This window comes from Actinomycetota bacterium (assembly GCA_035640355.1).
Classification (GTDB): Bacteria; Actinomycetota; UBA4738; order UBA4738; family HRBIN12; genus CALGFI01.
In genome coordinates, this window is sequence record DASQWI010000007.1 from 24965 (window position 1) to 46936 (window position 21972).

At 66.3% G+C, this 21972-nt stretch carries 21 protein-coding genes and 1 tRNA gene; 19 read left to right on the forward strand and 3 right to left on the reverse strand.

From position 1 onward, the window contains the following. The first annotated feature begins 8 nt into the window (after positions 1 to 8). The 14 genes from tpiA (at position 9) to VFA08_03720 (ending at position 14750) form a co-directional block, all read left to right on the forward strand. Positions 9 to 785 (forward strand): triose-phosphate isomerase, encoded by a 777-nt coding sequence (gene tpiA / locus VFA08_03655; GenBank protein ID HYZ12685.1) that lies wholly within the window; start codon positions 9 to 11, stop codon positions 783 to 785. Further along, positions 786 to 2048 (forward strand): 2,3-bisphosphoglycerate-independent phosphoglycerate mutase, encoded by a 1263-nt coding sequence (gene apgM, locus VFA08_03660; protein HYZ12686.1) that lies wholly within the window; start codon positions 786 to 788, stop codon positions 2046 to 2048. It abuts the gene before it with no gap. A 137-nt stretch (positions 2049 to 2185) separates the two neighbouring features. Continuing rightward, positions 2186 to 3862, forward strand: coding sequence for an ABC transporter substrate-binding protein (locus VFA08_03665; GenBank protein ID HYZ12687.1), 1677 nt, complete (start codon positions 2186 to 2188; stop codon positions 3860 to 3862). A gap of 89 nt (positions 3863 to 3951) precedes the next feature. Next, complete coding sequence (locus tag VFA08_03670; GenBank protein ID HYZ12688.1) at positions 3952 to 4875, forward strand: ABC transporter permease; 924 nt, start codon at positions 3952 to 3954, stop codon at positions 4873 to 4875. Then, complete coding sequence (locus VFA08_03675; protein HYZ12689.1) at positions 4868 to 5911, forward strand: ABC transporter permease; 1044 nt, start codon at positions 4868 to 4870, stop codon at positions 5909 to 5911. Before VFA08_03670 ends, VFA08_03675 begins: the two co-directional genes overlap by 8 nt. Then, positions 5912 to 6964 (forward strand): ABC transporter ATP-binding protein, encoded by a 1053-nt coding sequence (locus tag VFA08_03680; protein ID HYZ12690.1) that lies wholly within the window; start codon positions 5912 to 5914, stop codon positions 6962 to 6964. Next, positions 6961 to 8013, forward strand: a complete 1053-nt coding sequence (locus VFA08_03685) for a dipeptide ABC transporter ATP-binding protein (GenBank protein HYZ12691.1) — start codon at positions 6961 to 6963, stop codon at positions 8011 to 8013. The genes VFA08_03680 and VFA08_03685 overlap by 4 nt, the downstream gene beginning before the upstream one ends. A 148-nt stretch (positions 8014 to 8161) precedes the next feature. Then, on the forward strand, positions 8162 to 9226 hold the full coding sequence (locus VFA08_03690; protein HYZ12692.1) for an ABC transporter permease: 1065 nt from the start codon (positions 8162 to 8164) through the stop codon (positions 9224 to 9226). A 13-nt stretch (positions 9227 to 9239) separates the two neighbouring features. After that, positions 9240 to 11138, forward strand: coding sequence for an ABC transporter substrate-binding protein (locus VFA08_03695; GenBank protein HYZ12693.1), 1899 nt, complete (start codon positions 9240 to 9242; stop codon positions 11136 to 11138). A 131-nt stretch (positions 11139 to 11269) separates the two neighbouring features. Next, the gene (locus tag VFA08_03700) at positions 11270 to 12235 is read left to right on the forward strand and encodes an ABC transporter permease (GenBank protein ID HYZ12694.1); all 966 of its coding nucleotides are present in this window, start codon (positions 11270 to 11272) and stop codon (positions 12233 to 12235) included. Beyond that, on the forward strand, positions 12232 to 13272 hold the full coding sequence (locus VFA08_03705; protein ID HYZ12695.1) for an ABC transporter ATP-binding protein: 1041 nt from the start codon (positions 12232 to 12234) through the stop codon (positions 13270 to 13272). Before VFA08_03700 ends, VFA08_03705 begins: the two co-directional genes overlap by 4 nt. Further along, positions 13269 to 14357, forward strand: coding sequence for an oligopeptide/dipeptide ABC transporter ATP-binding protein (locus VFA08_03710; protein HYZ12696.1), 1089 nt, complete (start codon positions 13269 to 13271; stop codon positions 14355 to 14357). Before VFA08_03705 ends, VFA08_03710 begins: the two co-directional genes overlap by 4 nt. Positions 14358 to 14396: 39 nt before the next feature. Further along, a complete protein-coding gene (gene secG, locus VFA08_03715) occupies positions 14397 to 14618 on the forward strand; it encodes a preprotein translocase subunit SecG (GenBank protein ID HYZ12697.1) in 222 nt (73 codons plus the stop codon). Between the two features lie 43 nt (positions 14619 to 14661). Continuing rightward, positions 14662 to 14750: transfer RNA gene (locus VFA08_03720), tRNA-Leu, on the forward strand. A gap of 361 nt (positions 14751 to 15111) precedes the next feature. Here VFA08_03720 and VFA08_03725 read toward each other — a convergent pair. Further along, positions 15112 to 15699 (reverse strand): hypothetical protein, encoded by a 588-nt coding sequence (locus tag VFA08_03725; GenBank protein ID HYZ12698.1) that lies wholly within the window; start codon positions 15697 to 15699, stop codon positions 15112 to 15114. A gap of 332 nt (positions 15700 to 16031) precedes the next feature. Between VFA08_03725 and VFA08_03730 the strand changes: the two genes are divergently transcribed. From VFA08_03730 to VFA08_03745, 4 genes are all read left to right on the forward strand, one after another. Beyond that, positions 16032 to 16211: a hypothetical protein gene (locus tag VFA08_03730; protein ID HYZ12699.1), complete on the forward strand. Its 180-nt coding sequence runs from the start codon at positions 16032 to 16034 to the stop codon at positions 16209 to 16211. Positions 16212 to 16733: 522 nt separating this feature from the next. Further along, positions 16734 to 18407, forward strand: a complete 1674-nt coding sequence (locus VFA08_03735) for a sialidase family protein (GenBank protein ID HYZ12700.1) — start codon at positions 16734 to 16736, stop codon at positions 18405 to 18407. A gap of 616 nt (positions 18408 to 19023) precedes the next feature. Further along, positions 19024 to 19539, forward strand: a complete 516-nt coding sequence (locus VFA08_03740; GenBank protein HYZ12701.1) for a hypothetical protein — start codon at positions 19024 to 19026, stop codon at positions 19537 to 19539. A 64-nt stretch (positions 19540 to 19603) separates the two neighbouring features. Continuing rightward, positions 19604 to 19891 (forward strand): hypothetical protein, encoded by a 288-nt coding sequence (locus VFA08_03745; protein ID HYZ12702.1) that lies wholly within the window; start codon positions 19604 to 19606, stop codon positions 19889 to 19891. An 85-nt stretch (positions 19892 to 19976) separates the two neighbouring features. Here the strand turns inward: VFA08_03745 and VFA08_03750 are convergent, their stop codons facing one another. Further along, entirely contained in the window at positions 19977 to 20759 is a 783-nt protein-coding gene (locus tag VFA08_03750) for a DNA-formamidopyrimidine glycosylase family protein (GenBank protein ID HYZ12703.1), read from the reverse strand. 61 nt (positions 20760 to 20820) lie between these two features. Between VFA08_03750 and rbsD the strand changes: the two genes are divergently transcribed. Beyond that, a complete protein-coding gene (gene rbsD / locus VFA08_03755; GenBank protein HYZ12704.1) occupies positions 20821 to 21216 on the forward strand; it encodes a D-ribose pyranase in 396 nt (131 codons plus the stop codon). A 3-nt stretch (positions 21217 to 21219) separates the two neighbouring features. Here rbsD and VFA08_03760 read toward each other — a convergent pair whose 3' ends face one another. Then, entirely contained in the window at positions 21220 to 21954 is a 735-nt protein-coding gene (locus VFA08_03760) for a hypothetical protein (GenBank protein HYZ12705.1), read from the reverse strand. Positions 21955 to 21972: the final 18 nt, after the last annotated feature.

Below are 21972 nucleotides of genomic sequence, written 5' to 3' on the forward strand. Positions count from 1 at the left end.
ACCTGACGATGACGAGCGAGCGGCGGCCGATCCTCGCGGCCAACTGGAAGATGCACAAATCGCATCTCGAGGCGATCCAGACGGTGCAGAAGCTCTCGTACCTCCTCGACCGCGATGACGCCGAGCGCGTGGAGGTCGTGATCTGCCCCCCCTTCACGGCGCTCCGCTCGATCCAGACCCTGCTCGACAGCGACCGGCTGCCGTACGGTCTGGGCGCGCAGGACGTTCATTGGATGGACCAGGGCGCGTTCACCGGCGAGGTGTCGCCGCTCATGCTCGCCGCACTCAAGGTGGAGTACGTGATCGTCGGCCACTCCGAACGCCGCGAGCACTTCGGAGAGACCGATGACGTGATCAACAAGAAGGTGCGCGCGGTGTTCTCGCACGGCATGACGCCGATCCTGTGCGTCGGCGAGACGCTTGCCGAGCACGACGGCGGAGCGGCCGACGACAAGGTGCGTGGACAGATCGAACGGAACCTCCACGGCGTCTCCGATGACGACGCGGCGAGGCTCGTCATCGCATACGAACCGATTTGGGCGATCGGTACGGGGCGGAATGCCGAGCCGGCGGAGGCCGGACGGATCATCGGCTTGATCCGCGAGACGATCGGCGAGCGCTCCTCGAAGGAGATCGCCGATGCCGTTCGGATCCAGTACGGGGGGAGCGTGAAGGCCGGCAACATCCGCGAGTTCATGGCGCACCCCGAGATCGACGGCGCGCTCGTTGGCGGCGCGAGTCTCGACCCGGAGGAGTTCGCGCTCATCGTGAAGTACCGCCAGTAGATGAATCGCCTGCTCTACGTCTGCCTCGACGGGCTCGGCGACGACCCGATCCCCGAGCTCGACGACCGGACGCCCCTCGAGGCGGCGCGAACGCCGTTCCTCGACTCGCTCGCGCGACGTGGCCGAACGGGGACCGTCGTTACGGTGGGTGAGGGGATCGCGCCCGAGTCCGACATCGCGGTGTTCGCGATCCTCGGCTACGACCCCCGCGACGAGCACCCCGGCCGCGGCGTGGTCGAGGCCGTCGGGGTAGGGATGGACTTCCGCGACGGCGACCTCGCGTACCGCGTGAACTTCGCCACGGCGGATTGGCCCCGGATCGTGGACCGGCGCGTCGGCCGTGACCTCACATCGGACGAAGCCGCCGCCCTCGCCGACGAGGTCAACCGCACGCTGCGGCTGCCGAAGGCGACGTTCGAGCTTCGGGCCACCGTCGAGCATCGGGGCGTGCTGGTGATCCGTTCGAACGAGGGAACGCTCTCCGCGAACGTCACCAACACGGATCCCGCCTACCGCAAGGAAGGACACCTCGGCGTGGCGCTCGAGACGTTCGAGCCGGAGGTCGCTCGGTGCGAGCCGCTCGACGACTCGGAGGCGGCACGGCGCTCGGCAGCGCTGACGAACGCCTTCGTCGAAGACAGCGCGAAGATCCTCGACGCATCGGAAGTGAACGCCGCGCGCCGGCGAACGGGAAAGCTGCCGGGAAACCTCATCCTGACGCGAGACGGCGGCGACGCGCGGCCCAACCTCACGCCGATCCGCGAGCGCTTCGGACCGGAGTGGGGATGCTTCGTCGAGATGCCGGTGGAACGCGGCATCGCCGTGCTCCTCGGCATGGCGCCCGTGGACGCGCCGCGACTGCTGACGGAGTCGGACTACTCGACGTGGGCGCGGCTCGCCGCCGACGCGCTGGACGGCTATGACGCGCTGTACATCCACATCAAAGGTCCCGACGTGCCTGCCCACGACGGCCGGGCGGAGGACAAGCGCGACGTGATCGAGATGATCGACCGGGCGTTCTTCGGCGAGGTGCTGCCGATGATCGATCCGGCGCGAACGCTCGTCGCCGTGACCGCGGATCACTCGACCTCGTGCGTGCGGAAGGCCCACACGCCGGACCCGGTGCCGCTCGTCGTCTCCGGCGTGGGGGTCACCTCCGATGGGAGCGAGAGCTACGGCGAGGGCGCCTGCGCGCGGGGGTCACTGGGATCGCTCCGAGGGGTCGAGATCGTCCCGCTTCTTGCTGGGCTCCTCCGAGGCTGAGGCCGGTGGGTTTGAACGGCCGTTCCAACCGCGGGCACCTCGGGATGCGTATGAAAGGAATGGCGCAGCTTGAGGCGCCATGGCGCGGCTGCCTTGGACTGTGCTAATGGTTGGCCGTCGAGTCGGAGGGAGGTCGAATGAGTTGGGGTAAGAGGGCGCCAGCATGGCTCGCCGTGCTTTTCTCGCTCTCGCTCGTCGCCGCGGCATGCGGCGGGGACGACGAGGGCGGGGGAGGGGCGACCGGACCTACCGAGACTACGGGAGGCGAGGTAACCGGCGGCGAGTGGTCCATGTCGATCTGCGAGCCCGAGTCGCTGATCCCGCAGGTGAACGCGGAGACGTGCGGAAGCCAGGTGCTGAGGGCCCTGTTCACGCCGCTGGTCCAGTTCGATCAGGACAACAACGTGATCTTCGCGGTCGCTGAATCGATCGAATCCGATGACAACGTCAATTGGACGATCACGCTCCGCGACGGCTACACGTTCCACGACGGGACGCCGGTCACCGCGCAGTCGTTCGTGGACGCGTGGAACTGGGGCGCCGACTGCGTGAACGCAGCGGGGAACAACTACTTCTTCGGCCCCGCGGGCGTGAACATCGTCGGATACGACGAGCTGAATCCCGAAGAGGGTTGCCCCAACCGGTCCTCTGGGGAGGGACTGTCGGGCCTCCAGGTTCAGGACGACCTGACGTTCACCGTCCAGCTCGGCGCGGAGTTCAGCGAGTTCCCCATTACCGTGAACTACAACGCGTTCTACCCGCTGCCTGAGTCGTTCTTCGACGACCCCGAGGCGTTCAACGAGGCGCCGGTCGGCAACGGGCCGTACATGATGGACGGCACGTGGGAGCACGACGTCGGTATCAACGTCGTGAGGTACGAGGACTACGGCGGAACGCCGGGGAACGCCGACGCCATCGAGTTCCGCGTCTACGCGGATCTCGCCGTGTCGTACCGGGACGTCCAGGCGGGGAACCTCGACATCGGTGACGTCCCCGACGACCAGATCGCGAACGCGGAGACGGAGTTCGGAGACCGCTTCATCACGGCGGAGAGCTCGTCGTTCTCGTACATCGGGTTCCCCCTGTACGCCGAGGGGTTCGACGACCCGGACATCCGCAAAGCGCTGTCGATGGCGATCGACCGCGAGGCGATCATCTCCGCCATCTTCTTCGACACGCTGACGCCGGCTGACGACATGGTGTCGCCAACGGTCCAGGGCTACCGCGAGGGCGCGTGCGGCGAAGCATGTACCTTCGACCCCGAGGCCGCCAAGCAGCTGTTCGATCAGGCGGGCGGGTACGATGGCACGCTCCGCATCTGGTTCAACAACGACGGCGGTCACGAGGGGTGGATCGAAGCCGTCTCGAACCAGTGGCGTCAGAACCTCGGCATCGAGGACATCGAGTTCGAGTCCATGCCGTTCGCCAGGTACCTCGGCCTCCTGGACGAGGGGATCGACGACGACCCCGCAACCGAGGGCGTCGACGGGCCGTTCCGCCTCGGCTGGGTGATGGACTACCCGAGCATGCAGAACTACCTCGAGAACCTCCACGGCACGGGGGCCGGGTCGAACTACACGACCTACTCCAACCCGGAGGTGGACGACCTGCTCGCGCAGGGCAAGTCGGCAAGCTCGGGCGAGGAAGCGATCTCCTTCTACCAGCAAGCCGACGACATGATCATCGAGGACCTGCCGATCATCCCGCTGTGGTACGGCCAGGTTCAGCAGGTCACGTCGGAGCGAGTGTCGAACGTCGTGTTCGACAAGTTCACGTTCGTCGACCCCGCCACCGTTGAGGTGGTCGCCGAGTAGCAGATAGAGCGAACAAGGCAGTACGATGGTTGGAGCGGCCGAGCGATCGGCCGCTCCAACCACGTAACCAACGACCGAGGTTGTGAACGATGGGGCGCTATGTAGCTCGACGGCTGCTACAGGCGATCCCCGTGTTCTTCGGCGCGACGTTCATCGTCTTCGCCATGGTGTACCTGATCCCGGGCGACCCGATCCGCGCCCTGAACGGAGAGCGACCGATCTCGGAGAGCGCGCAGGCCGTCCTGCGCGAGCGCTACCACTTGGACGACCCCCTCGTCGTCCAGTACGCCAAGTACGTCGGCGGACTCCTGACGGGCGATTTCGGCGAGACGTTCCGGGGGCAACCTGTATCGGACATCATCAAGGAGAAGTTCCCGGTCACGGTGAAGCTCGCGTTCGCCGCGTTCATCTTCGAGGGCGTCCTGGGGCTGATCGCGGGGATCCTCGCCGGACTGCGACGAGGTTCGTTCATGGACAATCTGGTCCTCGTCTCGACGACCTTCATCGTGGCTATCCCGGTGTTCGTGTTGGGGTTCGTTGCGCAGCTCGTCCTCGGCGTTCAGCTCGGGTGGTTCCCCATCGCCGGCCTCCAGGAGGGCTGGTACAGCTACATACTCCCGGCAATGGTCCTCGGCTCGCTGTCGCTCGTGTACATCGCGCGGCTGACGCGGACGAGCTTGGTCGAGAACCTGCGCTCCGACTACATCAGGACGGCGGAGGCGAAGGGCCTGCCGAGACGCCGCGTGGTGGGACGCCACGCGCTGCGCAACTCGCTGATCCCCGTCGTGACCTTCCTCGGCGTCGACCTCGGAACGTTGATGGCCGGCGCCATCATCACCGAGGGTATCTTCAACATCCCCGGCGTGGGTCGTGAGGTGTTCCTCGCGGTCCAGAGCCAGGAGTACGCGGTGGTCGTGGGGATCGTCACGGCCGGCATCCTGGTTTTCATCGTCATGAACCTGCTCGTCGATCTCTTCTACGCGGTGCTCGACCCGAGGATCCGTTATGAGTGAGCAGCGGCCGGCGGGCGGCGCCGACACCCTCGAGCCCGACGACGAGGAGGCGGCGCGACAGGAAGATCAGCTCCTGCATGCGGCGTCGACGCAACCCGCGGCGGGCGCGCTCTCCGCCGCAACCGCGGCCGAAGGGGCCGTCTCCGAGTACCAGGCCAGCCTGTGGGGCGACGCCTGGCGGCAGTTGCGTCGCAAGCCGTTGTTCCTGATCGCAGCCGGCCTGCTCGTTCTCTTCGTCGCGGTCGCCCTCGCGCCCGGAGTGTTCGCCGGGGTATGCAACTCGTGCGCTGAGTTCGCCAATCAAGACCCGCAGCACCCGGCCGATTACGCCGATCTCTCGCGGAGTGTCGAGACGCCTTCCGCGCAGCACTGGTTCGGCTTCGACATCCAGGGGCGCGATTACTTCACGCGGGTCCTGTACGGAACGCGCGTGTCGCTGATCATCGGCTTCCTCGTGGTCGGCGTGGACGTGGTTATCGCCCTGATCCTCGGGTGTATCGCCGGGTTCTACGGCCGAGCCTTCGACTCGATCATCGGGCGCGGCGCCGACATCTGGTTCGCGCTCCCTACGACTCTGGCCGGGCTCGTCTTCCTGAGCGTTCTCGACAATCGCGGACTGTTCCAGGTATCGGCGGTCCTGATCTTTCTCGGATGGCCCACGCTCATGCGCCTCATGCGTTCGTCCGTGCTCGCCGGGAAGGAGGCCGACTATGTCCAGGCGGCCCGCGCCCTCGGCGCGAGCGACTGGCGCATCCTTCGGGTGCACATCCTGCCGAACGGCATCGCTCCCGTCATCGTGTACGCGACCATCAGCGTCGGCATCATCGTCTCGGCCGAGGCGGCGCTCTCGTTCCTCGGCGTCGGACTGCAGCTTCCGTCGATCTCGTGGGGGCTGATGATCGCCGACTCGCAGGGGCGGCTCCTCAGCAGCCCGCATCTGTTGCTCTTCCCCGGCGCGTTCCTGTCGGTGTTCGTCCTGTGCTTCATCGTCCTGGGCGACCAGCTGCGGGACGCGCTCGACCCAAGGCTCCGTTAGGTGCGCAAAGCCCGAACGGCGCTCGCCGACATAGAGTTCGGTCCGTCACAGCACCTGCTCGAGGTGCGCGAGCTCGCCGTCGAGTTCAACACGGACTACGGGAACGTCCACGCCGTCAACGGGATCAACTACACCCTCGACGCCGCCGAGACGCTGGCCATCCTGGGCGAGAGCGGCTCCGGAAAGACGGTGAGCGCGCTGGCCATCATGGGTCTGATCGACCGGCCAGGGCGGATCGCGGAGGGCCAGATCCTCTACAAGGGGATCGACCTTCTGACCCTTCCGATGGCGGAGCGAAGATCGGTTCGCGGCGCCGAGATCGCCATGATCTTCCAGGACGCGCTATCGGCGCTGAACCCGGTGTTCTCGGTGGGCGACCAGATCGCCGAGATGTTCGTGGTGCACAGGGGGATGTCCAAGAGGGAGGGGATGAAGAAGGCGCTCGAGCTGATGGATCGCGTTCGCATCCCGTCCGCGAAGGAACGCCTCCACGACTACCCGCATCAGTTCTCGGGCGGGATGCGGCAACGGGTCATGATCGCCATCGGCATCTCGCTCGACCCGGACATCCTGATCGCCGACGAGCCGAGCACCGCGCTCGACGTGACCGTGCAGGCACAGATCATGGAGCTCCTCCACGACCTCCAGGTGGAGACACAGATGGGTCTCATCCTGATCACGCACGACCTGGGCGTCGTCGCGGAAGTGGCGGACAAGGTGTGCGTGATGTACGCGGGCAAGATCGTGGAGAAGGCGTCGGTATCAGATGTTTACGAGTCACCCGCCCACCCGTACACCGAGCGCCTGATGAACTCGATCCCACGCGTGAACCAGAAGGGCGGACGGCTCGACCCGATCAAGGGGGCACCGCCGAGCCTGATGAACATCCCGCCCGGTTGCCCGTTCCACCCCCGGTGCCCCCGCGCGCGGATCCCCGATCCGTGCAGGAGCGAGGTGCCGCCGCTCCGTGACGTCGTGACGAACCGCCTTGCGGCATGCCACTTCGCCGAGGAGCTTCTGGCCGAGGAGGGCGTGGAGGTCGTCGCGACGTGAAGGCGGAGACCCAGGCGCAACCAGGGACGCCGACCGAGCCGAACCCCGACGCGCTGCTCTCGGTTCGCGGCCTGGTCAAGAACTTCCCGCTGACGCAGGGCATCCTGTTCAAGAAGCACGTCGGGGACGTCCAGGCAGTCAGCGGAGTTGCGTTCGACCTGAACAAGGGCGAGACGCTCGGGCTCGTCGGCGAGTCCGGCTGCGGCAAGTCGACCGTTGCGCGAGTGCTTCTTCGGCTGTACGAGCCCACCGCCGGGCGGGCGTACTTCAAGGGGCGCGACGTCTTCTCATTGAACCGCCGCGATCTCCGGCAGCTCCGCCGCGACATCCAGATCATCTTCCAGGACCCGTACTCGTCGTTGAACCCGCGTATGACCGTCGGCGACATCGTCGCGGAGCCCTGGGCGATCCATCGAGACGTGGCCTCCCGGCGGGAGCGCCGCACGCGGGCACAGGACCTGCTGGAACGTGTCGGCCTGAACCCGGACCACGTGAACCGGTACCCGCACCAGTTCTCAGGGGGTCAGCGTCAGCGGATCGGCGTCGCTCGGGCCCTCGCCCTGAACCCAGAGATCATCATCTGCGACGAGCCGGTCTCGGCGCTCGACGTCTCGGTCCAGGCGCAGGTGGTCAACCTGCTGGAGGACCTTCAGGACGAGTTCGGGCTTTCGTACATCTTCATCGCGCACGATCTGTCCGTCGTCCGCCACATCTCCGACCGCGTGGCCGTCATGTACCTCGGGAAGATCGTCGAGATCGGCGACGAGGACGAGATCTATGAGCACCCGGCGCACCCGTACACACAGGCGCTGCTGTCGGCAGTCCCCGTTCCGGACCCGAAGCTCCGCGGCAAGCGCGACCGCATCATCCTGACCGGCGACGTCCCCAGCCCCGCGGACCCGCCGTCCGGGTGCCGGTTCCGAACGCGCTGCTGGAAGGCGCAGCCCATCTGTGGGCAAGAGGAGCCGGCGCTGACCCCGCGGAGCCGGCCACATCCCGACGCCTGCCACTTCTCCGAGGTGCGCGAGGTCGTTCCTGTCGAGTCCTGAGCGGCGGGGCACGTAGCGGGCCGCCACCTGCGCGGCAATCCCACCGCGTGCGCTGGGGCGTATATGTGCTCGTGAGCGGGTTGCTCGGGCTTCGGCGCCGTCGCTAGGATGCCCGAGTTCCCTACAACGCCGGAGATGCGATCGGCGCATGTCGCAACTGCAAACAGAGGTCGGCGCCGGCCCAACCGAGGTGACGTCGGCGCAGGCCGGTCCGGTCGTCGTCGGCAAGTCTCCGGGTCAGCTCTTCTGGATGCGATTCCGAAGCGATCGGGCCGCGATCGCAGGGCTCGGAATCCTCGTGCTGCTGGTTCTGTTGGCGTTCACCGCGTCACTGATCTCCAGGTACGTCGTCCACCACGGGCCATACGAGCTGTTTCGAGAAGAGATGCTGAACGAGTTCGGGCTCCCCAAGGGGCCGAACGCACAGTTCTGGTTCGGCGGGGACCGCGTGGGGAGGGACCTGTTCGTTCGCGTGATCTACGGGATCAGGACGTCTCTGATCATCGCGCTGTTCGCCACGGCCATCGCCGTCACGATCGGCGTGATCCTCGGCATGACCGCGGGCTACTTCCGCGGGTGGGCCGACACGGCGATCGCACGTGGTACGGACGTCATGTTGTCGATGCCGCTGCTCCTGTTCGCCATCGGCATCGTGTCGACGTGCTCCCGCGCGAAGGAAGGATGCCTCGGCGGCCTGATCAAGCCGGGCGTTCCCGTCGTCATCTTCGTCATCGCGCTGTTCAGCTGGCCGAACATCGCCCGGCTGGTTCGCGGTCAGACGCTGTCGGTTCGAGAACGGGACTACATCCAGGCAAGTCGAGTGCTCGGGGCGGGAAACGGTTCGATCATGTTCCGCGAGGTGCTCCCGAACCTCATCGCCCCGATCATCGTCTATTCGACGCTGGTCATCCCGACGAACATCATCTTCGCGTCGTCGCTGTCGTTCCTGGGTCTCGGAGTCCCCGAGCGAACTCCCGAATGGGGACGGCAGATCGCTCAGGCCGCTCCGATCTTCGAGATCGCCTGGTGGGCGATGTTCTTCCCCGGTCTGTTCTTGGTCCTTACCACGCTGGCATTCAACCTGGTTGGCGACGGTCTACGAGACGCGCTCGACCCGCGTCTCTCCACGAAGATCAAGCAGCTCGACGTTCGCGGCCCCGTGGCCGCGACGGGTGGAGCGGAAACACAGGAAAGCGGCTCGACGGAGAGCTGAGAGAGGGGGCAAGGTGAGAAGAGGACGCATGCTACCGGCGGTCGCGTTTCTCGCGATCGTGGCGATGGTCGCCGTCGCTTGCGGCGGCGACGACGAGGAAGGGCCGGCGCAAACCGGTCCCGACGGTGCTACGGGCGAGGTTCAGACTGGCGGCACCTACCGCATGGAGACCGACGGGATCGCCTACACCAGCGGCGGCGACCCCACGGGCGAGTACCTGGGCATCTCGTTCGGCATCTTCACGAACCTGTTGCAGCGCACGCTGCTCACGTATCCGCATACCGGTGGCGAGGCGGGCAACAGCCTCGTACCGGACCTCGCCGAGGACATGCCGGAGGTGAGTGCCGACGGCCTGACCTACACGTACCACCTGAAGGACGGCATCATGTTCGGGCCGCCCCTCAGCCGCGAGATCACGTCCGCGGACGTCGAGTTCGCGTTCCGGCGGATCGCGACCGAATCACTCGTGGCGCAGTACGGGTTCTACTACTACGGGCTCATCGACGGGTTCGAGGCGGGAAAGGACCCGGGCCCCGGTGGTATCCCCGGAATCACGACGCCGGACGACAAGACGATCGTCTTCGAGCTGACGAGGCTCGCGCCCGAGTTCGAGTTCCTGACGGCGATGCCGGCCGCAGGGCCGATGCCGGAAGAGGTCGCCGGCTGCTTCACCGAGGCGGGGGAGTACGGGCGCTACGTGATCTCCTCGGGTCCGTACATGTACGAGGGGACCGATCAGCTCGACGCGTCGAGCTGTGACGCGCTGACGGGCTCGGGCCCGATCTCCGGGTTCGACCCCGAGGACCACTCGTACTTCGTTCGCAACCCCGACTACGACCCGGCGACTGACGACCCCACGGTCCGCGCGAACTACGTCGACGGGATCAACATCGACCTGAACACCAACGTCGCGGACATCTACGACAAGATCGAGCGCGGCGAGCTGGACGGCGCCGTCTCCTCGGGTAACCCGCCGGCCGACGTGCTCCAGCGGTACTCGACGAGCGAGGAGCTGCAGGACCGGTTGAAGTCAGGCAACGACGACCGCACGTGGTACATCACGATGAACCTGACAACGCCACCGTTCGACGACATCCACGTTCGAAAAGCGGTGAACCTGGTGATGGACAAGGCCAGCATCCTGCAGGCCTGGGGCGGCCAGATCAGCGGCGAAGTCGCCACGCACATCCAGCCGCCGAACATGACCGGAGGCAGTCCGACGAACGAGGAGTACGACCCGTATCCCACGCCGAACTGGGCCGGCGACCTCGACGCGGCGAAGGAAGAGATGCGCCAATCGGCGTATGACAGCGACGGCGACGGCGTGTGCGATGCTCCGGAGTGCTCAGGGCTCCTGATGGTGAACCGGAACACGTCGCCGTGGACGGAGTCCGAGCCGGTCGTCGTGGACGCGCTGGCGCAGATCGGGATCGAGGTCGACGTTCGGGAGGCCGAGGACCACTACACGATCATCCAGACCGTCTCCAACGAGACGCCGCTCGGGATGAACCCGGGATGGGGCAAGGACTTCCCGGACTCATCGTCGTTCGTGGGATTCCTGTTCGACGGGCGCGGCATCGCGTGCGAGGGCAACTTCAACTACTCGCTCGTCGGCCTTACGCGCGAGAAGGCGGAGGAGTGCGGCATCGACTTCGTGGAGACTCCCAACGTCGACGCCGACATCGACAACTGCAAGCAGGTCGCGCTCGAGGGCGACGCCGCAGCCACGAACGAGTGCTGGCTGGCACTGGACGAGAAGCTGATGGAGGAGGTCGTGCCGTGGGTCCCGTACCTGTGGCCGAACATCCTCACGACGATCGGTCCGGCGGTGACGGCGTGGGACTTCGACCAGTTCGCCGGCGTGACGGCGTTCTCGAAGGTCGCGGTCGACCAGTCGGCACAGGGCGCCTAGGGGTCGGGAGCACCGGGAGCCGTCGCCCAGGGAAGCCTGGGCGACGGCTGTCCCGTTCCACCCCATACAATCGCCCTACGTGGACGTTCGCAGCGGCTTCCCTCTACGTGACCGCGGTCTGAGGAACCTGCATGGGTAGGTACCTGATCCGGCGTCTGCTCTGGGTCGTGCTGGTGCTCTTCCTGGTCACGTTGTTCACGTTCGTGATCTTCTTCGTCATGCCGCCGACCGATCCTTCGATCCTGTTCGCCGGCAGGGCCCCCACTCCCCGCCTGATCGCGCAGGTCAAGGAGTCCCTCGGCCTCGACGAGCCCGCCTACATGCAGTACCTGCTCTTCGTGCAGCGCATCTTCCTCGGCGACGAGTACGGATGGCCGGGCTTCGGGTTCTCGTTCCTTACCCGATCGCCCATCAGGCCGGTGCTGTTCGACCGGGCCCTCGTCACGTTCCAGCTCGCCGCCGGGGCGGCGGTGCTGTGGCTCATCGTCGGTGTGGTCATCGGGATCATCTCCGCCCTGAACCGGGGCAAGGTCGCGGACAGGCTGGCGATGGGGTTCGTGCTTCTCGGTGTGTCCGCGCCAGTCTTCTGGCTCGGCCTCATAGCGCTCTGGGTGTTCTGGCAGCAGCTCAAGGTGCTGCCCGGCACCGGGTTCGTTTCCCTCACGGACGACCCGTCCCAGTGGTTCCTCCACATGATCCTTCCCTGGTCCGTGCTGGCGCTGCTGTTCGCCGCGTTCTATGCGCGCATGGTGCGGAGCAACCTTCTCGAGACGCTCAGCGAGGATTACATTCGAACGGCGCGCGCGAAGGGCCTGTCCGAACGCAAGGTCGTGTTCAAGCACGCGCTCCGCTCGAGCCTCACGCCGATCGTGTCGCTGTTCGGCGTCGACTTCGGCCAGCTCCTCGGCGGGGCGATCATCACGGAGACCGTCTTCAACCTTCCCGGTCTGGGGACGTACGTCGTTCGAGCGACCGGGAACGGCGACCTGCCGGTGATCCTGGCGGTCGTCGTGCTCGCAGGGCTCGGCGTGGCCATCATGAGTCTCGTCGTCGACGTGCTGTACGCGTTCCTCGATCCGCGGATCAAATACGCATGATCGACGGCACGCCCCGTGTCTCGTCCGCCGAGCCGCTCATGGAGGTTCGGAACCTGAGGGTTCACTTCCCGACGGCGGACGGGGTCGTCAAGGCCGTCGACGGGGTGAGCTTCGCCATCGATGCCGGCGAGACGCTGGGCGTGGTCGGTGAGTCGGGCTCCGGGAAGAGCGTCACGTTCCTCACCGTGATGGGGCTCGTCACGTCGAAGCAGGCACACATCGAAGGCGAGATCCTGTTCCGGGGCCAAGATCTGCTCCGCCTACCCGACGAGGAGCTCCGTCACTTCCGCGGCAAGCTGATGGGGATGGTGTTCCAGGACGCGATGACGTCGCTTCACCCCTTCTACACGGTCGGGGAGCAGATCGTGGAGGCCGTCCGCGCGCACGAGAAGGCGTCGAAGAAGGAGGCCTGGGATCGGGCCGTCGACATGCTCAACCTCGTGGGTATTCCCAAGCCCGCCGAACGCGCACGCCAGTACCCACACGAGTACTCGGGCGGCATGCGGCAGCGCGTGATGATCGCCATGGCCCTCGCCCTGAACCCGGACCTGCTGATCGCGGACGAGCCGACCACCGCGCTCGACGTGACGGTGCAGGCGCAGATCCTTGAGCTCATCGACCGCCTGAAGCAGGAGTTCCGCATGGCGGTCGTGCTGATCACGCACGACCTCGGCGTCGTCGCCGAACACTGCGATGACATCCAGGTCATGTACGCCGGCACGATCGTCGAGGCGGGCCGGACGCGCGACATCTATTACGACGCGCACCACCCGTACACGTGGGGCCTGCTGCAGTCGATCCCGCGACTCGACAGCGACGAGGATGAGCCGCTCCACCCCATCAAGGGGCTGCCGCCGTCGCTGATCTTCGTCCCGTCGGGGTGCCCGTTCCACCCGCGATGCCCGTACGTCATGGACGTCTGCCGGGAGATCGTGCCCCCGCTCCTCCCATCGGACGGGCACCACGCGTCCGCGTGTCACCTCTCACTCGCGGAGAAGGAACGGATCTTCCGCGAGCAGGTCCTCGAGCGGGCATGACGCTCGTCGATCGAACGCCCACGACGTCGGACGGCAGGCCTCCGCGCACACCGCTCCTTCGGATCGAGAGCGTGAAGAAGCACTTCCCGATCACGAGAGGCGTGATCTTCCAGAAGAAGATCGGGCAGGTGCACGCGGTCGACGGCGTCGACCTCGACGTCTACCCCGGCGAGACCCTCGGCCTCGTCGGAGAGACCGGCTGTGGCAAGTCGACGCTGGCGAGGCTGATCCTCAAGGTCTACGACGTGACCGAGGGGCGGTTGTACTTCGACGGGGACGACTACACGAACTTCGGTCGCCGGCAGATGCGGCCGCTTCGCAGGCAGATCCAGATGGTGTTCCAGGACCCGTACGCATCGCTGAACCCGCGAAAGACGGTCGGCTCGATCATCGCGGATCCGTTCCGTATCCACGGCTCGGTGCCGAAGGACAAGATCAAGTCGAACGTCGAAGAATTGATGGAGCTCGTCGGGCTGAACCCCGAGCACTACAACCGATATCCGCACGAGTTCTCCGGCGGACAGCGTCAACGGATCGGCGTCGCGCGTGCCCTCGCCCTCCGACCGAGGCTGATCGTGTGCGACGAGCCCGTCTCGGCACTCGACGTCTCGATCCAGGCCCAGATCATCAACTTGCTCGAACGCCTCCAGTCGGACTTCGGTCTGACGTACATCTTCATCGCGCACGACCTGTCGGTCGTGAAGCACGTCTCGGACCGGGTCGCCGTGATGTACCTGGGGAAGGTCGTTGAGGTCGCCGGCGGTTCGACGCTGTACCGATACCCGAAGCACCCGTATACGGGTGCGCTTCTCTCATCCGTTCCCATCCCGGACCCGGATCTGTCGGCGCACAAGAAGCGGATCGTGCTCGAGGGCGACGTGCCGAGCCCGATCGACCCGCCGTCGGGCTGCCGCTTCCACCCCAGGTGCCCGCGGAGCCGGGAAGTGGCTGCCGAAGCCGGGTACGCGGACCAGCCCCACCCACGGTGCCGGGATGAGGAGCCCGCCCTCGCGCCGCACCATCCCGGCCAGGTCGCGGCGTGCCATTTCCCGCTCGAGGACCGGGCGGAGATCCAGGCGTCTTAACGGCGTCTCCCATTCCGGCCGGTAGACTGGGTCGCCGTGCTGGACGTCGTCGCCCTCGTGCTGAACATCCTGTCGAGCCTGTTCCTCATCGTGTTCATCCTGCTGCACTCGGGGAAGGGGAGCGGGCTGTCGGACATGTTCGGCGGGTCGTCGAGCCTGTCAGGCGGCACGTCGCTCGAGCGCCGGCTGGACCGGATCACCGTCGCTACTGGTCTGATCTTCGGTCTGAGCACGTTCTGGCTGTCTTGGCAGTGGAAGTAAGGTCCGAGGGCAAACGCGCCGTTGGTAGTATCGATGTTCACCCGTCGGAGTGGCGGAACTAGGTAGACGCGCTAGGTTGAGGGCCTAGTGGGCGCATAGCCCGTGGGGGTTCAAATCCCCCCTCCGACACCAAATGTGTGTCTCGGGACATCGTTCACACGTTTCCCGCGACATCGTTCCACCTCAGCTCATGGGCTGTTAGTCGCGGCTCGGATCCAGAACAAGCTTGCATTGCAGTTCTCCGTCCTCACTCACGAGCGTGCGACTGAGAGGCACGGAATGGCCGCACGTTGTCGTAGGAGGCGTCGACGGCATCCAGTCGGGAAGATCTCGCCGATAGTTAGTGCCTGGGCTGCGATGCGAGCCGGCGCTCGAGGGTTCGATGGGAACCCGGTCGACCTCACCGCTCTCGTCCGCGGGCTCGCGTCCGACGTGGGCACGAGACCACGCCCCCAGTTGACAAGCGGATCCTACGTTCGCAGCGACCGGTAGATCACATGCCCGGGTTCGTCGGGCCGCCGACGTAGTTGTGCCCCTCGCCCCACGTCATGACGGCTCGGTTCCCGAGCAGATCGATCCCCTGGTAGTCGCCGTAGGGAAACTCGAAGCCGTTCGGGTGCGATTCGGAGCGGTCCGGATCGAACTCGGAGACGCGAACGCTTGGCCCCGTCCACGAGATACCGCCATCTGTCGACGTGCGATACCAGACGTTCCATCCGTTGTTGTGGTCGAGCGGCGTGCCAAGACGGTCGTCCATCCAGATCACGCTGATCTGGCCCGCGTTGCCCCCCTCGACCCTCGGGTACAGCGCGTAACACGCCCCACCCGCGCAACCGGTGGAGGTCTTGTCGTCCACGCGACCGACGTATTCCCAATTCTCCGACTCTGTGCAGTCGGACCCGGCCGAGCAGCTCGAGAGCTGCACGATGGTGGGGCGGCCGGGTTTGTCGGGGAGGTTGTCCTGCCACACGAGGTACAGGTTTCCGGCGGCGTCGATGGCGATGTCGTCCTGGGGCCCCCAGTAGGCGAAGCCGCACGAACCGGCCGGCGGACAGTGCGGACCGGCGGTGCCCTCGGCCACCGGGCAAACTTCGTGTTCGACGTCCCGGCGACCGTCTTCGACACCTGGTAGATCGCCGCGGTGGTGCCGGTGCAACTGCCGAAGCAGTCTCCCCACGCGAACCAGGCGTTCCCTGCGGGATCGAGGACGGCCCCTTCCGGAAACGCGACGTGCGTGTCCTCGAGGACGAGGCTCTCCGACCAGGTCGCGCCACCGTCCGACGATCGTGACAGAAAGTGGTCCTCGCCAGAGGCGTACATCACGTACACGTTGTCGTCGTGAGCGACGAGCCACGGGTGATCGCACGCCGTGCAGAGCGGCCCGTTGATCTTGGTCGTGGTCCAGGTGGCGCCGTGATCGGACGACTTGGCGACGAGGACGTCGGTGGCGAAGCCGCTCCCGTACGCGAGGAAGCTCACGTAGACGTCCTCGCTGACGTCATCAACCGTCACGACGACGTCCACGACGTTCGGGTAGCCGAGCCGAGGCAGAGCGACGAGCGGGCCGAATGTCCTTCCGGCGTCGTCGGATGAGCGGACGAAGATCTCGCGTGGGCCGCCCGCGGCGGCGTCGCACGAGGAATCTCCCGGGAAATGGGCGATCCCCACGTAAACGTGCGTACCTGCCGCGGCGATCTCTGGTTCCCAGTCATCCCCGCCGCAGAACCCCACGTTGGTCGCCCCGGTCGCGGTGAGAGAATCAGGCGGGGCGGCACCGGCGACGATGGGAGCCAAGGCGAACACGAGGGCCGCCGCGGCGACCAACGACATCACCGAACGCGTCGCGAAACCCGGACCGGCGGTGCGGATGTGAGTCACGTCACCTACCTCCTCGGTCGTCGTCGAGGTGCAGTCCTGCGTGACCGGACCGCATCTGGAGGCCGAGCCTAGGAAGGGCTGGCGTCGCGTGCAACTCGGGCACGCGTTCCAGTCGTGGCGGACATCCGGTCGGCCACCGAGTTTGCGCGAAAACGCCAGGCCGTCCTAGGTTGAAGCGCATCGACCGCGTCGAAGCCCGTGGCTCGTGTGGTTTGTGAGCTCGCAAGGAGGCATTAGATGAGACGACGCATCTTTCCGTTGGTGGCCGCGCTCTCCTTTGTCGCCGTCCTGGCGACGCCCTCGCTCGCCGCGCCGAACGCCCGCGTGACCATCGACGACCGGGCGGGCAGCTACGTGCGCTACGACGGCGGCACCGACACTACGACGAACGGCTGCAGCACGGGACGCCGGCAGCAGAACGAGCCGTCGGTCGCGGTCGACCCCTCGAGCCCGAACGTGGTCGTGGCGGGGGCGAACGACTACTGCTCCGCGATCGTGAACGACGAGGTCTGGACCGGGTACTACCGTTCGACGGACGGTGGGCGCACGTGGACCAACAGCCTGGTCCCCGGGTACCCGGACGACACGTCGGCCGCAGGTACGGCCTCGCCCGTGCACGGCAGCTGCGCGGCAGCCGGCGACCCCACACAGTCGTTCGACGCCGACGGGAACCTGTTCTACGCCTTCATCTGCTTCAACCGTTCGGCGCCTGTCAACGGGTCCGTTTACGTCGCGAAGTACACGAACCACGGCGCCACGTACGACCGGACGGTGCTCGTCAAGAGCGGGACGCCGTCCGGGCTGTTCCTGACCGGGCTGTTCCAGGACAAGATCAACCTCACGGTCGACCAGACTGCAGGCGCCTATGGCGGGAACGTGTACGTCGCTTGGTCGCAGTACGACGGCTTCGCGCCGACGAACGCCGTCCTGTTCTCGCGGTCCACGAACGGTGGCCTTTCGTTCTCCCGGCCGATCAGGGTCACGCCGAAGGAGCGGGGGACCGCCTCGTTCGCGGACCTGGCCGTGGGCCCGGAGGGGACGGTGTGGCTCACGTACCTGACCTATCCATCCTCGAGCCGGCCGACGGCGGACATCTGGCTGCAACGCTCTACGAGCGGGGGTGTCTCGTTCGAGGCGCCGATCCACGTCGCCTCGATCGAGCTGTTCGACTCGAACCAGTTCGCCGGCACGACGGGGACGGTCGACTGCGGCGACGGGCCGTTCGAGTGCGAAAGCGGACTCACGTTCTCGCGGTTCTTCAGCAACTCGGCGGTCACCGCCGACGAGACCGGCGTGCACGTGGTGTGGGGCTCCGAGCTGCCGAGTGGCCAGTCGAAGGTCTTCGTGCGCAACTCGCCCGACGGCGGTGACACGTGGGGCGAGGCCGAGACCCTCGACGCGGTGACACTGGGCCACCAGTGGTTCCCCGATGTTGCGACGGCGGACGGAACGCTTACGGTGATCTTCTACGACTCGAGGGACGACCCGGCCTACTCGCCGAGTCTGCCGCCGGGCAACACCGGCAGCGGAATGAACTCGGGTGACGTGGTCCAGGCGATGATCGCCGAGTCGACCGACGGCGGTCACAGCTGGACGGAGTCCGTGGTGAGCACGTCGGGGAGCAACTTCGGGTGGATGACGCACGGGTCGCGCCGGGTCGGGTTCTGGGGCGATTACCTCTATGTCTCGGCTGTGTCTGGCGCGGTGAACGTCGTATGGACGGATTCCCGGGACCTCGTGGGAGGCGTCGACCCGCGCGAGGGCGCCGACGTGGAGGGCTTTGACGTCCTCCAGCCCTGCACCTATGTGCCGAACGACATCGACGCGCCCTCGTACTCGTCACCGACGATCGACGATCCCTGCCTGAGCAAGGGAGGCCTGGACCAGAATATCTACGGCGCGCGCGTCTAGAGGCGACGAACGGAGATGCAGTCGTTCGTCGCGCCCCGTCTGCCGAGGCGTCAGGATCACTGGATGATCGCTATTGCTATCTCTCCACGGACCGCTCAGGGTGCTGCGATCTTTGTTACATGAAAGTCGGCCACGGCAAGAATCGCCACTCCTGGTGGCACTTTGGAGACTTCGGTCCTCCGACACGTCAACCAGCAGCGGAAACGATAAAGCCCCGGAAGCCACCCTTGCCTCCGGGGCTTCTGATTGCGCTGCCACCGTGGTGCCTCGGAGGGCCACGAGACCGTTGGGCCAGGGACAATAAGGAAAGGGAATCAGTCTGTGCACGTGTCGGAAGTGGATGCCCCACTGGTGTGCAGCGGCGGCTGGCAGGTTCCGCTTTACGCCGAGAGCGTTGGGTGACAACGAACCCCCTGCCGCGCCGTACGGCGACCGGAGTCGGTGATCTCGAGGTGCCGACACCGTGTGTCCATATGCATCATCGCGGCTCACCGAATAGGCGCGGACGTTTGCCGACGATGGCAGGGGACCGACGAAAGGCCTAGGGCAGTATTTCTGAGTCGCAGACCATTGTCGGTGTTGCCGCCCTCAGGCGGGGGACTAGCCTCGATGACAAATGGATGAGAGCTCGAATATCGGGGTAACGGGTTCGCCGACGTCGCCGGCCGGCGGAGCGAGCGAATCAATCACGCCGACGACGACGCCCGGAGGCAGGGAGACCGATCCCTACCAGCAGGCTGGATCGGAGATCGTGGAACTCGTACGTGGGTTCGTCGAGGGGGTCGGGACGCACATACGCGATGCGCGTTCGGCCGCGGAATCCGCGCGAGCCGATCGGGCCGACGCCGTGCGCATGAGACAAGAGACGATCAAGCGCCGAGCCGAAGCCGAGGCCGAGGCGGCGCAGATCGTGGACGCCGCACGCGCCGACGCCGACCGAACGCGCGCGGAAGCACTAGCTGAGGCGGCCGAAATCAGGCGCGTCTTCGGCACGGCCGTTGCCGGGCTCGAGCGCGCACAGGAGAAACTTGCTGAGGTGATCGACCGACTGGGTGTAAACGTCGGTCAGCGAACGACAGAAACCTTCGTCGTCATCCCGGACGCTCCCGACAAGGCCGCGACAGAGTCATAGCCCGCAAGTCGTTAGTCCGTTCGGTCGTGGTCGTTTGCTTGCCAGCGCGGACTCGTCCGGTGCGGTGAGACTGGGATTCGAGGCGCAGGCGTTTGTAAAGCTCCGCCGACCGCTAGGTTCTCAGGACAGCCACCGTGCGGTGCGGGTCTCGGTGATTCACAACGCGTCCGGTACCGAGCCCGTGTCAAACGCGAGTCAGATTTCGACCATGCCGTCCGGTCGTAAATCCTCCCCTCGAACAGACAACATCGCCGCGAACATCAAGGCCGTCAACCGGTATGTCTCGGCCGAGATCGACGCGAGCGCGGATGAGCTCGCCGCGCAGATCAAGGCGGCCGAGTCTGACAGATGAGCGCCGGGTAGGAGTCCGCGAGTCCCAACCCTCGGGGGGTCACGAGGGCGCTGAGCGCCTGCGTCCGAGGGGGAGCCGACGCTGCTCACGTCGGAAGCTGCTGGCACCTCGGGCAGAAGTACGTCGTCCTGCCGCCGACGACGATTCGTGCCAGTTCGGTTCGACAACGAGGACATCGCGCCATGGGCCGTCCGCGAGCGACGGTCCAGCGGGTCTCGTAACCCTCCGGGTATCTATCGACCGTCCGCGCGATCACCGTCTGGAGCGCCCGATGTAGACGCGACCGCTCCTCTTTCGACAGCTGCGGGATCGGCCGAAGCGGATGGATGCGTGCCTGCCACAGGATCTCGTCGGCGAGGAGGTTTCCGACGCCGGCGATGTACGTCTGATCCATGAGCGCGGCCTTGATCCCGCCACGTCGTCGTTCGAGCAGCTCCATGAATCCGCGTCGGTCGATGCTCGCTGCGTCCGGACCGAGCTGTCCGAGCAGCGCATCGACGTCCGCCGCGTCCCGCGCGAGCCACAGACCGCCGAGCTTTCGCATGTTCCGATACCGGATTTCCCCACGATCGAGGACGAAGATCACGCGATCGTGCCGATGCCGGCCGTCGGCGCTTCCGGCCCACTCGATGTCTCCGGTCATCCCGAAGTGGATCAGCGGGCTCGGGCCATCGGTCCACGCGATGAGCCACTTCCCCCGGCGCTCGGGTTCGTCGAACCGCCGGCCGTGGAGCGCATCGTTCAGCTCGTGGGCCGTCACGTTTCGGAGGATCCCCGGGTCGGTCACCACGACCTCGCCGATCGTCCGGCCGATGGCATGCCGAGCGAACCGCCGTCGAAACGCCTCGACGTCCGGTAGCTCGGGCATCTCGGCATCTTGCACGTACGCTCCGCGTGATGTCTCATCCCCGGGACGAAGGAGGCGACGCGTGAAGGATCGAGGCATCCTCCATCCCCGCTTGGCGCGGGTCATTGCGTCGATGGGTCATGGCGACGCGCTCTGCATAACCGATGCCGGCCTGCCCATCCCGACCGGCGTTCTCCGGATCGACCTGGCGTTTGCACCGGGTCAGCCGGCGTTCCTGGACGTTGTCGACGCCGTGCTCTCCGAGCTCCGCGTCGAGCGCTACACGATGGCCAAGGAGTCGAGTCCCCACATCGTCGACGCCCTCCGCATGCGGCTTCGTACCGCCGCGGAGTCATCGGTGTCCCACCAGGAACTGAAAGAGATCACCGCTGAGGCCAAGGCGGTCGTCCGTACCGGCGAGTTCTCCCCATACGCCAACGTCATTCTGTACAGCGGCGTCGACTTCACGCCCGAGTAGCCATCAACGCGAGTGCGCCGCGAACGTGGTGTACAGGCGTTCCGCGCGCTCGCGGAGACGTGACACCGACGGCGCTCGGTACCGCTCGAGCAGCTCAGCCTTCCGCGACTCCTTTTCTTCAGTCGGGCGCCCACGTCCGAGCTCCATCTGTCCACCTCGCCGGTAGGTGTTCGCGTCCCACCGGTCCATCTCCTCGCGGACGGCGGCGAGATTTGCCTCGGTCGGCTCGAACGGCACGAAGCTGGTGCCGAAGCGCTCGTTCACCCGACGGATCACGCGATCGAGGTCGGACGTCACGTCCTCGAAGCGGCCGACGACGAACCCGTCGCGGTAGGGGAGCAGCGGCCGGTAGAAGCGCGCGTACCCTCGCAATGCCTGGCCGATCGTGAGCTCGGGCCACCGGACCACGTACGAGAGCACCGACTGCTCGGGCGGCCGGATCAGCACGAGGGTCGGCGTTCGCATTCCGACGGCGGCGATGACCGCGCCGGCGGCGTGAACGTGGTGGGCGATGCTCACGGGCTCGGGCTGCACGTGCTGAAACGCGATCACGGTGAACGTGTTGCCCGCCCTGAGGAACCCTTCGATGCAGAGCTCCGTGGCCTCGGTTGGGAACTCGCCGGTGGTGAAACGGCTGGCGACGGCGGGCCACCTGCCGGCGAACGTTCGGACTTCGCGTCGCGCCCGATGCCACAGCGTTCGTCCGTCCGGGAGGTGAAGCATCCGGGCATTGTGCACGGACCGGCGACGCTCGAC